This is a genomic window from Pseudacidovorax sp., assembly GCF_017991995.1.
Classification (GTDB): domain Bacteria; phylum Pseudomonadota; class Gammaproteobacteria; order Burkholderiales; family Burkholderiaceae_C; genus Xenophilus.
Genome location: NZ_JAGOPN010000033.1, coordinates 1 through 15,465, shown reverse-complemented (window position 1 = coordinate 15,465; position 15,465 = coordinate 1). Strand labels below are relative to the sequence as shown.

14 protein-coding genes and 2 tRNA genes are annotated in these 15,465 nt (G+C 70.6%); 3 read left to right on the top strand and 13 right to left on the bottom strand.

Translation table 11 applies throughout. The features are described 5' to 3' along the window. Positions 1 to 36 precede the first annotated feature (36 nt). Positions 37 to 2,055 (top strand): U32 family peptidase, encoded by a 2,019-nt coding sequence (locus KBC94_RS28330; RefSeq protein ID WP_294378679.1) that lies wholly within the window; start codon positions 37 to 39, stop codon positions 2,053 to 2,055. Here the strand turns inward: KBC94_RS28330 and KBC94_RS28325 are convergent. Next, on the bottom strand, positions 2,028 to 2,876 hold the full coding sequence (locus KBC94_RS28325) for a metal-dependent hydrolase (RefSeq protein WP_294378677.1): 849 nt from the start codon (positions 2,874 to 2,876) through the stop codon (positions 2,028 to 2,030). The two genes, KBC94_RS28330 and KBC94_RS28325, sit on opposite strands and share 28 nt — an antisense overlap. A gap of 114 nt (positions 2,877 to 2,990) precedes the next feature. Between KBC94_RS28325 and KBC94_RS28320 the strand changes: the two genes are divergently transcribed. Beyond that, a complete protein-coding gene (locus KBC94_RS28320; protein ID WP_294378672.1) occupies positions 2,991 to 3,572 on the top strand; it encodes a TetR/AcrR family transcriptional regulator in 582 nt (193 codons plus the stop codon). A 27-nt stretch (positions 3,573 to 3,599) separates the two neighbouring features. On the opposite strand, the gene KBC94_RS28315 is transcribed toward KBC94_RS28320, so the two are convergent. From KBC94_RS28315 to KBC94_RS28265, 11 genes are all read right to left on the bottom strand, one after another. Further along, positions 3,600 to 4,289: a hypothetical protein gene (locus KBC94_RS28315; protein ID WP_294378669.1), complete on the bottom strand. Its 690-nt coding sequence runs from the start codon at positions 4,287 to 4,289 to the stop codon at positions 3,600 to 3,602. A 180-nt stretch (positions 4,290 to 4,469) separates the two neighbouring features. After that, positions 4,470 to 5,594: a trypsin-like serine protease gene (locus tag KBC94_RS28310; RefSeq protein ID WP_294378666.1), complete on the bottom strand. Its 1,125-nt coding sequence runs from the start codon at positions 5,592 to 5,594 to the stop codon at positions 4,470 to 4,472. 330 nt (positions 5,595 to 5,924) lie between these two features. Then, on the bottom strand, positions 5,925 to 6,902 hold the full coding sequence (locus KBC94_RS28305) for a sterol desaturase family protein (RefSeq protein ID WP_294378663.1): 978 nt from the start codon (positions 6,900 to 6,902) through the stop codon (positions 5,925 to 5,927). Between the two features lie 9 nt (positions 6,903 to 6,911). Next, complete coding sequence (locus tag KBC94_RS28300) at positions 6,912 to 7,688, bottom strand: polysaccharide deacetylase family protein (RefSeq protein WP_294378660.1); 777 nt, start codon at positions 7,686 to 7,688, stop codon at positions 6,912 to 6,914. Further along, positions 7,672 to 8,649, bottom strand: coding sequence for a YncE family protein (locus KBC94_RS28295; protein WP_294378730.1), 978 nt, complete (start codon positions 8,647 to 8,649; stop codon positions 7,672 to 7,674). Before KBC94_RS28295 ends, KBC94_RS28300 begins: the two co-directional genes overlap by 17 nt. A gap of 181 nt (positions 8,650 to 8,830) precedes the next feature. Continuing rightward, a complete protein-coding gene (locus KBC94_RS28290) occupies positions 8,831 to 9,649 on the bottom strand; it encodes a TIGR00266 family protein (RefSeq protein ID WP_294378653.1) in 819 nt (272 codons plus the stop codon). Positions 9,650 to 9,718: 69 nt separating this feature from the next. Further along, positions 9,719 to 10,966, bottom strand: coding sequence for an MFS transporter (locus KBC94_RS28285; RefSeq protein ID WP_294378650.1), 1,248 nt, complete (start codon positions 10,964 to 10,966; stop codon positions 9,719 to 9,721). Between the two features lie 2 nt (positions 10,967 to 10,968). After that, positions 10,969 to 11,610, bottom strand: coding sequence for a uracil phosphoribosyltransferase (gene upp, locus KBC94_RS28280; RefSeq protein ID WP_294378647.1), 642 nt, complete (start codon positions 11,608 to 11,610; stop codon positions 10,969 to 10,971). 56 nt (positions 11,611 to 11,666) lie between these two features. Continuing rightward, positions 11,667 to 12,413 carry a 23S rRNA (guanosine(2251)-2'-O)-methyltransferase RlmB gene (gene rlmB / locus KBC94_RS28275; RefSeq protein WP_294378646.1) on the bottom strand — a complete coding sequence of 249 codons (747 nt, stop codon included), beginning with the start codon at positions 12,411 to 12,413 and terminating at the stop codon, positions 11,667 to 11,669. Further along, positions 12,410 to 14,158 (bottom strand): response regulator, encoded by a 1,749-nt coding sequence (locus tag KBC94_RS28270; RefSeq protein WP_294378643.1) that lies wholly within the window; start codon positions 14,156 to 14,158, stop codon positions 12,410 to 12,412. The genes rlmB and KBC94_RS28270 overlap by 4 nt, the downstream gene beginning before the upstream one ends. Next, complete coding sequence (locus tag KBC94_RS28265; RefSeq protein WP_294378640.1) at positions 14,155 to 14,955, bottom strand: DUF1624 domain-containing protein; 801 nt, start codon at positions 14,953 to 14,955, stop codon at positions 14,155 to 14,157. Before KBC94_RS28265 ends, KBC94_RS28270 begins: the two co-directional genes overlap by 4 nt. Before the next feature lie 96 nt (positions 14,956 to 15,051). Here KBC94_RS28265 and KBC94_RS28260 point away from each other — a divergent pair. Beyond that, positions 15,052 to 15,128: transfer RNA gene (locus KBC94_RS28260), tRNA-Arg, on the top strand. A gap of 89 nt (positions 15,129 to 15,217) precedes the next feature. On the opposite strand, the gene KBC94_RS28255 is transcribed toward KBC94_RS28260, so the two are convergent. Beyond that, positions 15,218 to 15,294, bottom strand: a tRNA-Pro gene (locus KBC94_RS28255). Positions 15,295 to 15,465: the final 171 nt, after the last annotated feature.

Here is a 15,465-nt window from a genome sequence, read left to right as displayed (position 1 = left end):
AGCGACAGCCATGGCAGCAGCGGCGACAATCGCCGCATGCTCCGCAACATCGCCCGCGATACCCTCGAACTGCTGGCCCCGGCACGTGATGCCGACATCGGCATCGCCGCCATCGACCATGGCGCCGACGCCGTCTACATCGGCGGGCCCAGCTTCGGCGCGCGCGAGAAGGCCGGCAACGAGGTGGCCGACATCGCCCGCCTGGTGCAGCATGCCCACCGCTACAACGCGCGCATCTTCGTCACGCTGAACACCATCCTGCGCGACGACGAGCTGGAGCCGGCGCGCCGCCTGGCCTGGCAGCTCTACGAGGCCGGCGCCGATGCACTGATCGTGCAGGACATGGGCCTGCTGCAGCTGGACCTGCCACCGCTGCAGTTGCATGCCAGCACCCAGACCGACATCCGCACGCCCGAGAAGGCGCGCTTCCTGCAGGACGTGGGCTTCAGCCAGATGGTGCTGGCGCGCGAGCTGACGCTGCCGCAGATCCGGGCGATACGTGCCGAGGTGCGTGACTCGGTGCTGGAGTTTTTCATCCACGGCGCGCTGTGTGTGGCCTATTCGGGCCTGTGCGACATCAGCCATGCGCTGACCGGGCGCAGCGCCAACCGCGGCAGCTGCAGCCAGGAATGCCGCCAGCCCTACACCGTGGCCGACGCGGCCGGCCACATCATCGCCCACGACAAGCACGTGCTGAGCCTGAAGGACAACAACCAGAGCGCCAACCTGGCCGCCCTGGTCGAGGCCGGCATCCGAAGCTTCAAGATCGAGGGCCGCTACAAGGACGTGGGCTACGTCAAGAACGTCACCGCCCACTACCGGCGGCTGTTCGACCAGATCCTGGACGGGCGGCGCGACCTGCGGGCCTCGTCCAGCGGCCGTTGCACGTTCTTCTTCACGCCCGACCCCGAGCGCAACTTCAACCGCGGCACCACCGACTACTTCGTCAACGGCCGCAAAGAGGACATCGGCGCCTTCGACAGCCCCAAGCATGCCGGCCTGGCCTTGGGCGAGGTGCTGAATATCGGGCCCGAGCACCTGGACGTGCTGCTGGCCGACGGCGTGGACGCAGTGGCCAATGGCGACGGCATCACCTGGTGGGACCTGCAGGGCGAGCTCAACGGCGTGCAGGTCAATACCGCCCGCGCGCTGGACGCGGCCGGCCGACGCTGGCGCCTGCTGCCCAACGAGACGCTGGCCGGGCTGAAGGACCTGAAGCGTGGCACGGCCCTGTTCCGCAACCGCGACATCGCCTGGGACCGCACGCTGGAGAAGAAGACCGCCGAGCGCCGCATCGATTGCGACCTGCGCCTGGACGAGACCGGTGAACTGGGCGCGGGCCTGGTGCTGACGCTGACCGACGAAGACGGCCATGTCGGCCAGGCCGAGCTGGCCGGCCCGCTGCAGCCGGCGCGCGATGCGGCCCGCGCCCAGGCCCAGCTGCAGGAGCAGCTGGCCAAGCTGGGCACGACGATGTTTGCCGCACGCAGCCTGGACCTGGCCCTGTCACAGCCCTGGTTCGTGCCCACCGCGGCGCTGAATGCGCTGCGCCGCGATGCCGTGGCGGCGCTCGAAGCCGCCCGCTCCGCCGCCTGGCAGCGCCTGCCGCGGGCCACGCCGGTCGAGCCGCCGGCGCCCTGCCCCGAACGCTCGCTCAGCTACCTGGCCAATGTCTACAACCATGCGGCGCGCGACTTCTATGCCCGCCATGGCGTGGAGCTGATCGAGGCTGCTTACGAAAGCCACGAGGAGCTGGGCGAGGTCAGCCTGATGGTCACGCGGCACTGCGTGCGCTTCAGCCTGAGCCTGTGCCCCAAGCAGGCCAAGGGCGTGACCGGCGTGCAGGGCACGATACGCGCCGAGCCGCTGCAACTGCGCCATGGCGATGACGTGCTGACGCTGCGCTTCGACTGCAAGCCCTGCGAGATGCATGTGGTGGGCCGCATGCAGCCGCATGTGCTGAAGGCCGCCCGGGCGGCCGAACGTGCGGCCGAGCTGGCGGCCACGCCGGCGGCGCCGCTGACCTTCTACAAGGCGCGGCCGACCAGGGTGTAGCTGGCCGCGTTGTCGGCCAGCCAGCGGCCGCCGGCCTCACCACCGTGCTGGCCGGGATGGAAGTCGGCACGGCGGTAGGCGCGCCAGGGTCCGGCGATGGCCGGGATCAGGCCCGGCTCGCCATCCTGGCCGGCGAACAGAAAGCGCCAGGCGCTCTTCCAGGTCGACCAGCGCCACAGCGCACCGTCGCGCCACAGGTTGTGCAGGGTCTGGCGCAGCGCATCGGTGGCGAAATGCCAGGTGACGATCAGGAACAGGCGCTGGCGCCAGGTCTGATTGCCGCCAAGCGCCCGGTACAGGTCGAAGGCCGTGCAGCGGTGCTCGCTCTCCTCGGCCGAATGCCAGCGCCACAGCAGGGCCAGGCGCGGCTCGGCCCCGGCCAGCGGGCTGTGGTGGTTCAGCAAATGCTCGGCCAGGATGGCGGTGAAGTGCTCGGTGGCCGCGGTGGCGCCCAGCCAGATGCGCACATCCACGCCCTCCAGCTTGCGCAGCCGGCGCTTGGCCCGCTGTTCCCAGTGGTTGACGAAGCCCTGCTGCTGCAGTTGCTGGTTGTACAGCGCATGGATGCGGCGGTGCGTGGCCTCCTGGCCGATGAAGCCGCGCACCTCGGCCTCGAACTCGGCGCGGCGCTCCGCGGGCAGATCGGTCGGCAGCTTGGCCAGGCCATCGCGCACCGAGTCGATGAAAAACTGCTCGCCCACCGGAAAGCTCATCGACAGCGCATTGAAGAAGGCGCTGCGGAAGGCGTCGCCGCCGTTCCAGCGCCGCTCGAACGGGCTTTGCAGATCCACCAGCAGGCGGCGCACGGGCAGGTCGGTCACAGCATCTCCGCGGCGCAACGGGCGCACGACGGCAATGCTAACCGGATTTGGTACTTATCAGTACCAATGTCCGAGCGTCAGGATGGCGGCGGGCGTGCATGGCATCATTCCCGCATGCTCGTCGACGTCCTGCCCGACCTGGACCACCGCCACCGCCTGCTGCAGGCCATGGCCGAGACGGTGGCCGCCAAGGGCTATGCGGCAGTCACCATCGCCGATCTGGCCTCGGCCGCGCGGGTGTCCAAGCGCAGCTTCTACGAGCATTTCAGCGACAAGCCGGCCTGCTTCATCGCGCTGTACGAATCGGCCAGCCTGGCCACGCTGAAGGTGCTGCGCGAGGCGCTGGACCCGCGGCGCGACTGGCATGACCAGGTCGAACAGGCGCTCGCCGCCTACCTGGCCTGCCTGGCGCGCAACCCGGCCCTGCTGGCCACGCTGTTCGTCGAGATCATGGGCCTGGGCGCCGAAGGCCTGGCCGCGCGCCGGCGCAGCACCGAGCGCTTTGCCGACCTGATCATCGAGGTGGTCAAAGCCAGCGGCCAGCACGACCTGGGCCGCGAGCAGGCGGTGGCCATCGTCGGCGGCATCCACGAATGGGTGCTGCAGGCCGTGGAATCCCAGCGTGTGCCCGACCTGCCCCGACTGGCCGCCCCCGGCGCCCGCCTGGTGCGGGCGGTGCTGGACGCCCGCGGCTGACCCTGCGCCGGTCTGCGGCGACCGGGCTCAGCGCAGGCGGCCACGGCCATGCCGCACGCGCCTGGTCAGCCAGGCGGCCCCGGCCAGCCACAGGGCCCAGGTGGCGGGCTCGGGCACGGCGTTCACGACCTCGATGCTCAGCGTCAGCGCCGGCATGCTGCCGCTCAGACTGCTCTCGTTGCTGCCATCGCTGTACTGCCACTGCCAGGACGTGCACTGCAGGGTGCCGCTGCCTTCCGGATCGATGTTGTCGCACTGGCGTGACGCCGACTCCTGGCTGTAGTACGAGGTGACGTTGACCGCCCAGTCGCCGGACGCGGTGATCTGGAAAACGCCCGCCTGCGGGAACAGCATCGAAAACGTCCAGCTGCCGCTGTGGCCGCTGCCGGCAGGCGCACTGGGCATGTCGTTGAACCCGTTGCCACCGGCCTGCAGGCTGATGCTGCTCACCGTCTCGGTCTCGGAGTTGTACCAATTCACGGCCCAGAACTGGTAGCCCTCCTGGGGCGCCGGCTCGACCGGATCGGCCCCGCCGGAGGACCAGCTGCTGGCGCTGACGCTGTAGCTGACCGTGAAGTCGACCGTGCCGCCCACCGGCACGCTCAGTGCATTGGCACTGAAGCTGTCGATCTGGCCGCTGGCGGCCTGCGCCGAAGCCAGGCCGCACAGCGAAAGCGCCGTGCCCAGCAGCAGGCGCATCGAAGAAGAAGTCATCATCGTTGTCTCCTCGCCACCAGGCCAATCACCCAGCATGCAAGAGGAGCGTACAGCGATGCCCCGCAACAATCGATGAAGACCGCAATGCGTTTGTAGGGATCGCCGGGCTGGTGCCCAGAATGAGGATCGCCCGGGCCGCGCATACGCGCGGCCCGGGCGAGTGGCTCAAAGCCGGGTGGATCAGTCCTGACGGCGGCGGCGGGCCAGCAGGCCCACCACGCCCAGACCGGCCAGCATCAGCGCATAGGTCTCGGGTTCCGGCACCATCTGCGCCATGCCCAGCGTGCTGCTGTCGATGAAGTCACCATAGGCCGACAGCACCATGCCGCCGAAGTAGGTGCCGTAGGTGCCGCTGACCTGGTCGTCCCAGCGTCCGCCGAAGGTGTTGTTGCCGAACAGCACCAGCTGGCCTTCGTGCAGGATGAACGACGGGCCGCCGGAGTCACCGCCGCCGATGTTGCCTTCGACGCCGGTGGGCAGGCGCGGGGTGTTGGGCAGGCCCAGCTGGCCCCAGGTGTCCTGCAGCTGGCCACGCTGGTCGACGCCGTCGAAGTCGGCGTACCAGACCTCGGACGGGCCGGCGGCAAAGCCCTGCTCGTCGTCCAGATCGTAGAGGTCGGCGGCGTTGTAGGCCACCTTCTTGATGTAGTAGTTGGCCGTGCCGCTGACATGGCCGACGTGGCCGGTGCCCGAGGTGCCGTAGCCGACCATGGTGATCAGCTGGCCATCGGCCGGCGCGCCGCTGTAGATGCTGTAGATCTTGGCCGCGTCCGGAGCCTTCTCGGCCAGCGTGATGATGGCCAGGTCGTCGTTCAGGCAGCCCGTGGAACCATCGGGGCAGTTGTTGAAGCCCTGGTAGTTGCCATTCATGCGCACCGTCTGCGCAGAGATGCGGGTGGTGCCGGCGAGGGTGCTGCTGGCGTTGTCGTGGTTGAAGTTCACCGCCACGGTGTTCTGCGCATTCAGCGACATGCCCAGGCCGTCATCGTTCTTGTCGATGCAGTGGGCGGCGGTCAGCACATGCCAGGGCGAGATCAGCGCGCCCGAGCAGATGTAGGCCGCCTGGGTGGGCAGACCGATGTCGTAGACCGTGCGCACGCTGACCACGCCGCTGAAGGCCGAGGTCGGCACGTTGGCGTCCACCAGGCGGTTGGCGTTGTAGGCGCCGCCGCCGGCCAGGATCAGCGGCGAGTGGTTGGCACCGGTGGCGGTCAGCTGCGAGGCCACGCTCTGGGCCGACGCGGGAACGGCCAGGGCCAGCAGGCTGGCCAGCGCCAGGGCGGTGCGTGCGAGGTTGTTCTTCATGGTCTGTGACTCCGTCCTTCTATGGAGTGGATGGGTAGCGAATCGGACCGCTCTCATGAAGCGGCCCCTGACCTGTGCGCGGCAGTCTGTCCAGGGTTTGCGGTGCATCGCACCGGCCCCTTGGGTGCAATCCGTCACGCCAAGACCGGGAAGGCTAAGCAAGTAGAGCGCCGAGTTCACCCCGGGCAAGCCCGCCCCCGAAAGTGATGGTGGGATGACGGAATAGTGAATCGCTTGTAAAGACAAGCACTTGGCGCATGGGCCACGGCCTGGGACGGTCGCCACCACCCCCGTGATCGAGGGGGATGGGCCGCGGGCCGGAAGGCCCGTTCAGGCGTCGCGGTCGAACAGCCGGCGCAGGCCCAGCCACTGCTGGGCCCAGAAGCCGTGGCCGTAGTCGCGGCCTTCGAGCTGGTCGCGGATGCCGGTGGGGGCGATGCGCGATGCTGGTGCATCGAAGCGCGCCGTGCCGCCCAGCATGTCCCAGATCGGGAACAGCACCGCGAAATTGCAGCCGCCCAGCGTGCCCGCACCACCGCGCGGGCCGCTGGCCTCGTGGCCGATGCCGATGGCATGGTGGGTGCGGTGGTAGCGCGGGCTGACGATCAGCCGGCTCAGCAGCGGGCCGAAGTCCAGCCGGGTGTTGGCATGCGACAGGCTCTCGACCAGCTGCGTCACCGCCACCAGGGCGATGAACTGCGCCGGCGCCACGCCGATGGCGATGCCCAGCAGCGCAAACACGCTGTCGCGCAGCAGGTCGTCGGCCAGGTGGTTGCGGTTGTCGCTCCACATCGTCATCTGGCGCTGGCTGTGGTGCACCGCATGCAGCTGCCACCACCAGTCCAGCCGGTGCTGCACGCGGTGGTACACATAGTCCACCGCGTCGAACACCAGCAGGTAGATCAGGAAGCTGACCCAGGCCTGGTCGGTGACGCCCGGCCACAACCGGTCCAGCTCCAGGCCGCCCATGCCGTGCAGGCCCAGCCAGCCGCGCAGCAGGTCCCACAGCGGGTCGATGGCGAAGAACAGCGCCACGCGGAACAGGCCCAGGCGGTGGATCAGCGTGTAGACGATGTCGGTGCGCACCGCGGCACGGTCGACCACGGCCTCGGCCGGACGCCAGCGCTCCAGCGTGCGAAACACCGCCAGCATCACCGCCAGCTGCAGCAGGCCGACCAGCAGCCAGCCGGTGGCGCGGTGGCCGTCGGCCAGCAGATTGCCCAGCCCGGCGTGGAACATCAGCGGCTGCAGCCAGGTCTCGAACAGCCACAGCTGGGCCTGCTCGAAGCGGTCGGTGATCCAGTCCATGGCCGTGTTCTATCCGCCCGCCGGGCCCAGCTGCGGATGCTCGCGCAGCGTGGCAAAGCAGAAGCCCCGCGCCTTCAGGCCCTCGATCAGCGGCTCCAGCACCGCCGGCGCCCAGGGCTCGCGGCGCGACCAGATGCCCAGGTGGGCCACCAGGATGTCGCCGGGCCGGATGTCGCGCAGGGCCTGGGCCAGCAGCCGTTGATTGGGAAAGCGCTCGCTGGGCAACTCGTCGCCCAGGAAGCCGGCCGGGCTCCAGCCGACATGGGTCCAGCCGCAGGACCGGGCCGCCGCCAGCAGGGCCGGCGAGGTCTTGCCGCCCGGCGCACGGAACCAGCGCGACATGGCCTGGCCGGTGATGGCCTGGAAGCGCTGCGCCGGGCGCTGCAGTTCGGCGCAGTAGGCGGCGGCGTCCACGGTGAGGCGCTGGCCGGCCTGCGGGCCTTGGCTGGGCCGCAGATCAAAGCGGCCGTCGGGCCGGTCGGCCAGCCAGCTGCCATGGTCCCAGGTGTGCGAGCCGAAGGCATGGCCCTCGGCCGCGCGCTCGCGCCACCACGGCGCCCATTGCTCGTCCAGGCTGGCGCCGCCGGTCTGGGTGCGTTCGTTGGCCAGGAAGAAGGTGGCCTTGACCTGCTGGCGCCTGAGCACCTGGGCCACCAGCTCGGCCACGCCCATGTGGCCGGTGTCGAAGCTCAGGTAGACCGGCTTGGCGCAGGCCGGCGCCGCAGCGGCGCTGGACACGGCCAGCACCAGGCCAAGGGCGGTGCTGGCGCTAGCGCCGAGGCGCATGGTCCAGGGTCCAGATGCCATGCGGCGAGCGGCCGACCTTCACCTGGCGCAGCACCTGGCGCGTCTCCAGGTCGATCACGCTCATCTTGCCGGCCCAGCGCGAGCTGAGCAGCAGGGTGCGGCCATCGGCCAGCAGGTCCATGCAATCGGGGCCGCTGGGACCGGGCAGCGTGGCCAGCACCTTCAGCGTCTGCACGTCGATCAGGCTCAGCGTATTGGCCACGCGGTTGCTGACCAGCAGCTGCCGGCCGTCGCCGCGGGCGCGGAAGGCATGCGCGCCCTCGCCGGTGACGATGCGCTCGATCAGCTTGCCCGGCGACTGCGTGACGTCGTAGACCTCGACCACCTTGTCGCCGGTGAGGCCGACGAACAGCCGCTTGTCGTCGGGCGACAGGTAGACGTCGGCCGGCATCTTGCCGACCTTGATCTTCCATCGCGGCGCCTGGGTGGCCAGGTCGATGGCCATCAGCTCGTCGCTGTCCTGCAGCGACACGTAGACCGTGCTGCTGCGGTTGTCGATGAACAGATGGCTGGGCGTCTTGGGCGCGGCGATGCGCTTGGCCAGCTTCAGCGGCTGGGCCGTGTCGGCGGGCACCCAGCGGTAGATGTCCACATGGTCCAGCCGGTTGGCGGCGGTGACGAACCACTTCATGTCCGGCGAGAAGCGCAGCTGGTAGGGATCGACGATGCCGTCCAGCACACGCTGCACCTCGGCCGTGACCGGGTCGATGAAGGTCAGCGTGTCCGACAGCGCATTGGCGACGATCAGGCTCTTCTCGTCCGGCGTCAGGTACAGGTGGTGCGGCTCCTTGCCGGTGGGGATGCGGCGGCGCTCGGTCCAGGTCTGCGGATCGATGACGCTGACGTTGGCGTCCAGCGAATTGAGCACGAAGATCGGCCGCCGCGCTGCGCCAGGCTTGGCGCCCAGACCGTCGGCTCGGGCCAGCGGGGACGCAAGCATGGCCGGAGCCACGGCGGCCCGCAGGCCCAGGGACAGGAGTTGGCGCCGGGCGACACCGGCGGGAGGCAGCAGGATCACGACAGGGCGGCAGGCTTCAGGGCAACCCGCAAGTGTAAAGGGCAGGTGGCAGACCGGGCCGCCACACTGCCTTGTCGTCGATCAAGCCACGATCACTTCCGGCTCAATCGTCGTCGCCACCGCCCAGGATGCCGCCCAGCAGGCCGCCGCCGGCCACGCCGGTCAGCACCGAGCCCTGCTCGCGCGAGCCGCCATTCTGCGGCGCGGCGGCAAACACGCGGCTGGCCAGGCGGCTGAACGGCAGGCTTTGCAGCCACACCGTGCCCGGGCCGCTGAGCTTGGCGAAGAACAGGCCCTCGCCACCGAACAGCGCGGTCTTGATCTTGCCGACGTACTGGATCTCGAAATTGACGTTGGGCGTGAAGGCGACCACGCAGCCGGTGTCCACCATCAGCGTCTGGCCGGGCTGCAGCTCGCGCTTGACCACGGTGCCGCCGGCATGCACGAAGGCCAGGCCGTCACCTTCGAGCTTCTGCATGATGAAACCCTCGCCGCCGAAGAAGCCTACAGACAGCTTCTGCTGGAAATAGATGCCCAGCGAGACGCCGCGCGCCGCGCACAGAAAGCTGTCCTTCTGGCACACCAGCATGCCGCCCAGCTGGCGCAGGTCCATCGGGATGATCTTGCCCGGATAGGGCGCGCCGAAGGCCACGCGCTGCTTCTGCGGCGCCTGGTTGGTGTAGACGGTGGTGAACAGCGACTCGCCGGTGATCAGCCGCTTGCCCGCGCCCAGCAGCTTGCCGAAGAAGCCGCCACCCCCCTGGTTGCTGCCGTCGCCGAAGACGGTGTCCATGCCGATGCCGGCATCCATGAAGAACAGGCTGCCGGCCTCGCCGACCGCGGCCTCGCCGGGGTCGAGCTCGACCTCGACAAACTGCATTTCCGAGCCCTTGATCTCGTAGTCGACGACATCCATGGCCATGGCGGGTGTGCTCCTGAAGCAAGTTGAAGATTGAAACGGGCGCGATGGTAACCAAGCCGCGTGGCGCCGCTAGCGCCGTGCGACGGACGGTCGCCAGAAGCCGACCAGGGCCACCACGGCCAGCGCCGCGGCCAGGCCCCAGCGTGGCGCCAGGTCCAGCATCAGCCCGGCCACCGCCGGTGCCAGCACGCCGCCCAGCGTGTAGGCGGTGACCAGCACCGCCGTGGCATCGACCAGGCCGCCGCCCGGCGCCTGGTCGTGGGCGGCCCCGTCGGCATACTGGTGGCCGATCTCGGTCATCGCCAGCGTATACAGGCCGGCGCCGGCCGCGCCCCACAGCGCGACGATGGGCCAGATCAGCCAGGCCCAGGTGCCGCCCCCGCCCAGCCCACCGGCCGACACCGCCGGCACCAGCAGCGCCCCGCCCAGGCACAGGGCCACGCCGATGCGGCGCAGCCGCTCGCGCGGCCAGCGGTCGGCCAGTTCGCCCACCGGCGCCGCCGCCAGCGTGCTGCCCAGGCCCGACACCGTCACCAGCAGGGCCGCGGCGGCCTCGGTCCAGCCCAGGGCCAGGCCCCACAGCGGCAGTGCGCCGGACAGTCCGGCCTCGAAGAAGCCACCCACCAGGCCGGTGACCATCACCACCGGCGCGGCACGCAGGGCCAGGCCCAGGCCGGCCTTGGGCGCGGTGTCGCCAGCGGTGGCGGCCGGCGCCGCGGCCAGCTCGGGCGCGCGCACGCCGGCCAGCAGCAGCAGACCCAGCACGGCCAGGCCCAGCGCCAGCCAGCCAGCCTGGTGCGGCGTCCAGCCGCGCGCCAGCACCGCCGCCAGCAGGGCCGGGCCGAGCATGAAGGTGCCGCCGATCATGGTCGAGAACCAGCCCATCAGCCGGCCGCGCCGGTGCGGCGGCGCCAGCTTGGCCACCAGGGCCTCGCTGAGCACCCAGCGCAGCGCGCCGGCCATGCCGGAGATGGTGTTCAGCAGGGCCCACAGCGGCACGCTGTCGCTGAGCTGGATGCCGGTGATGGTCAGCACCGGCACGCCGCCGCTGACCAGCAGGGCCCGCGCCGTGCCCAGGCGGCGCACCAGGCGCGAGGCGAACGGCGTGGCCACCAGCACGCCAATCCAGCCCAGCGCGGCAAAGGCGCCGGCGGCGGTGCTGCCCAGGCCGCGCGCCTTCAGCTCGATCAGCAAGAGCGGACCGAAGACGAAGATCGAAGTCAGCTCGACCCCCGTGGCGGCAAACAGCGCCACCAGGCTGCGCGTGGCCGACGCCGTGGCCGCCACCGGCGCAGCGGCCGGACCCGCTCCTGCCATGCTCAGCGCGTGGCCTCGTCCTTGGTGCCGAAGATCTTGTCGCCGGCGTCGCCCAGGCCCGGGATGATGTAGCCGATCTCGTTGAGGTGGCTGTCGATGGCCGCGGTCCAGCAGCGCACGTCGGGATGGGCGGCGTTGAGCGCGGCAATGCCCTCGGGCGCGGCCACCAGCACCAGGGCGCGAATGTCCTTGCAGCCGCGGGCCTTGAGCAGATCGACCGTGGCGATCATCGAGCCGGCGGTGGCCAGCATCGGGTCGATGATGATGGCCGTGCGCTCTTCCAGCTGGCCGACGAACTTCTCGAAGTAGTTGACCGGCTGCAGCGTCTCATGGTCGCGCGCCAGGCCGACCACGCTGACCTTGGCATTGGGCACCAGGTCCAGCACGCCGTCGAGCATGCCCAGGCCGGCGCGCAGGATGGGCACCACGGTGACCTTGCGGCCGGCGATCTGCTCGATCTCGGTCGGGCCGCTCCAGCAATCGATGGTGGTCTTTTCCAGCGGGAAGTCGGCCGTGGCCTCGTAGGCCAGCAGGCGCGCCAGCTCATGCGTCAGCTCGCGGAACTTCTTGGTCGAGATGTCGGCCTCGCGCAGCAGGCCGATCTTGTGACGCACGAGGGGGTGTTGGACGGCGAAGACGGGCATGGCGCGGCTCGGTCGGAAGAGGTGGACCGCAGTGTATCGACGCGCTCAGGCCAGGTTCAGGCCTCGCCCTGCCCGCGCCGCTGGCGCAAGGCCTCGTACAGGCACACGCCGGCAGCCACCGAGACGTTGAGGCTTTCCACCGCGCCGCTCATCGGGATGCTGACCAGCTCGTCGCAGGTCTTGCGCGTGAGCTGGCGCATGCCCGGGCCTTCGGCGCCCAGCACCAGGCACACCGGGCCGCTGAGGTCCAGGTCGTACAGCGTGCGCTCGGCATCGTCGGACAGGCCGATGATGCGGATGTCGCGCTCCTTCAGCTCGTTCAGGGACCGCGCCAGATTGGTGACCATCAGATAGGGCATGGTCTCGGCCGCGCCCGAGGCCACCTTGGCCACGGTGGCGTTCAGGCCCACCGCATGGTCCTTGGGCGCCACCACCGCATGGGCGCCGGCCCCATCGGCCACGCGCAGCACCGCGCCCAGGTTGTGCGGATCGGTCACGCCGTCCAGCGCCAGCACCAGCGGCGCGCCTTCCACCTGGTCGAGCACATCGTCCAGCGAATGGCTGCGCGCCACCGGCGTGACACGCGCCACCACGCCCTGGTGGCGCGGGCTGCCGGCCAGGCGGATCAGGCGCTGGTCGTCGCTGTCGACGATCTTGGCGCCGGCGGCCTGGGCCCGCTCGACGAACTGGCGCATGCGCGCATCGCGCCGCGTGGCATCGACGTGGATCTCGACGATGGACTGGGGGGCGGTCTTCAACCGCACGGTGACGGCATGGAAGCCGAACAGGACCTGGGCGCTCATGAAGCCACTGTACCCGCTGCATCGCCGGCGGCGGCAACGGCCGCCGGATCGACCGCGGGATCGACCGCCGGGTCGGCAGCCACTGCCGCATCCACGCCGTCCAGCGGCACCGCCTCGGGCCGGGCGGCGCCGGTCAGCGTGCGCGGGTCGTCGACGCGGGCCACGCGCAGCTGCGTGCCATAGCTGCGGTAGGTGTCGTTCAGCGCCTGCAGCCGCTGCTGCAGGCCATCGGCATCGGCGATGGACTCGCGGTGGCGCTGGATGGTGCTGGCCGCCAGGTCCATCAGCTTGGCATTCAGCGTGCGCTCGGCGCCGGCCAGCAGCAGCGTGGCGGCCTGGTCGGGCTCGCCGGCCACGGTGTGGCCCACGGCCTGCTGGGCGATGGCATTGATGCGCTCGTATTCGGCGCGCACCGTGGGCACCAGCTCGTGGCCGGCCCGCAGCGCCGCGCACAGCAGGTCGCAGGTGGCGCGGCTGACGGCAAAGCGCGAGGCCAGCCGGCCCACCTGCTCGGGCAGCTCGGGCAGGTGGATCTCCTTGCTGTCCAGCCGCGCCAGCAGCATCAGCAGATTGCAGCCGGCCTCGAAGTCGAAGCTGGGCTCGGCGATCTCGTCGACCATCGCGCGGATCGCCGCCAGGGCCTCGACGACGCGCCGCTCCAGCAGCGCCAGCAGCACCTGCAGCACACTGGCAAAGCGCTGCAGGCGCGGGCTTTCGGGCGCGGTGGCCAGGGTGCGCTCGAGCAGCGCCACCGAGGACATCAGGCCGCGCGCATCACCGGCCTCGAACTGCAGCGCCGCCAGCAGCATCAGGCCCTGCAGGTCGAAGCTGCGCGAGCTGGCACCCAGCCGCACCGCCTGGGCCAGCGAGGCCGCGGCATCGCCGGCCTCGCCAAAATAGAACTGCATCACGCCCAGCTTGACCTGGCGGGCCACGCTGTGCGGCGTGATGCGCGCGGCCTGGCCCAGGGCCTGCAGCGCCGCCGGCACGTCGCCCTGCTCGAACAGCACCCGGCCCAGCACATCGTAGGCATCGGTATAGCCCGGCAGGTCGGTGATCAGGCTTTCCAGCGTGCGCCGGGCACGGAACACCGCGCCGGATTCGGTCTGCGCGCGCGCCAGGCCCAGGCGCGCCCAGGGCAGCGCACCGTTCTGCAGCACCAGCTCCAGCAGGCGCTCGCTGTCGGCCGGCCGGCCCAGGCGCAGCCACAGGTCGGCGGCGATGCGCGCGGCCTGCAGCCAGACCTGGCCACGCGCATCGACCAGGGCCTCGGCCTGCACCGCGGCATTCTCGAACTGGCGCTCGTTGATCAGCTCGAACACCGTGGCCAGCGCCCGCTTGCGCTCGCGCGCCTGGCGCAGGCGCACACGCAGCGCATCCGGGGTGTGCGGCTTCAGCAGGTAGGCGTCCAGCGCCACCTCGGCGGCCTCGGCCACATGGCCGTAGTTGGCCTCGCCGGAGATCATCACCACCACGCAGGACAGCGGCAGCACGCCGGCCTGGCGCAAATCGTCCATCAGCTCCTGGCCGTTCATCGGCTCGCCGGGAAAGTGGTGCTCGCACAGCACGATGTCGAACGGCCGGATTTCCAGCATGCCGCGCGCATCCTGCGGCCGGCCGGTCTGCTCGATGCGCGTGACGCCGAAGTCGCGCAGCATATTGGCCAGCGCGCGGCGCGTGCCGGTGTTGCCGTCGATCACCAGGGCCAGGGCCTCGCCGATCTGTGCATCCAGCGGCTGGTTCATCGCGCCCCCCGCTGCAGCAGCCAGCCCAGCGCCATCAGGCCGCCGATCAGCAGCGGCTGGTGCAGCATGTAGACCGTCAGCGGGCGGCGCCCCAGCCAGGCCAGGCCGCGACCGGCGCCGGCCAGCGCCGCAGGCAGGGGCGCGGCCAGCCAGTGCGCACGCCGCGCCAGCAGCCACTGGCCGGCGGCCTGGCCCCACAGCATCAGGCCCAGCCAGGGCAGCACCGGCACATAGTCCTCGGTGACGGGCTTGTGCGTGACCAGGCCGATCCAGTTGCTGGCGCGGTGGTCGAACCACGGGTGCTGCCACAGCCAGGGCGCCACCAGGGCCAGCGCGCCCAGCGGCCACAGCCAGACGCCAGGCAGGCCGGCCACGGCCAGGCCGCGGGTGACGATCAGCATCACCGCCATGCCGTGCAGCACGCCAAAACTGATCCAGCTGCGCGGAAACATCAGCGCCGAGCCGGCCGAAACCAGCAGCGCGCAGACAGCCACCTGGGCCCAGCGGCGCCAGAAGCGCGGCCAGCCCTGGCCCGCCGCCAGGGCCAGCGCCTGGCCCAGGCCGGCGCACAGCAGGAACAGGCTGACGATGGCCGTGCGCTGGCCGGTCCACAGCGCATCGCGGTAGAAGTCCTGGCGTGGCTCCAGCCAGCCCAGGTGGTTCAGGTCGAAGGCGAAATGAAAGCCCACCATCCACACGATGGCCAGGCCGCGCAGCGCATCCAGGCGGTCGGCGCGGGTGGGCGCAACAGGGGGCAGAAGGGGCGACGCCGGTGCTGCAGGCGCGATCGGGGACATGCCGCACTGTAGCCGGCGCCCGCCCGCGGCCGGCCGCGCCGCGGGCTCCTAGAATGCGCAGCCTTCACGCCGGGCGGCTCTGACGTCCGGCGCCATCTGCCCGTAGCTCAACTGGATAGAGCAGCTGCCTTCTAAGCAGCAGGTCGGGGGTTCGAGTCCCTCCGGGCAGGCCAGCGGACAGGCTCGGCCATGCCAATGCCATCGCCCAATGGAAAACGGGCCGAAGGCAAACAGCCATCAGCCCGTCAACCGGTGCTCAAAGTGGTCGGGGCGACACGATTCGAACGTGCGACCCTCTGCTCCCAAAGCAGATGCGCTACCAGACTGCGCTACGCCCCGAAGCTGCTCATTCTAGCCGCAGGCCGTGGCAGGCCCCGGCGGCGGCCTAGGCGCCTGCAGCCAAAGGCGCCGGCAGCATCAGCTGGCGCGCCACCGCCTCGCACTGGCGGATGTGCTGCTCACACACGTAGCGCAGGGCCGAGAAGGTCAGCGCGGCCGACAGCAGCTGGC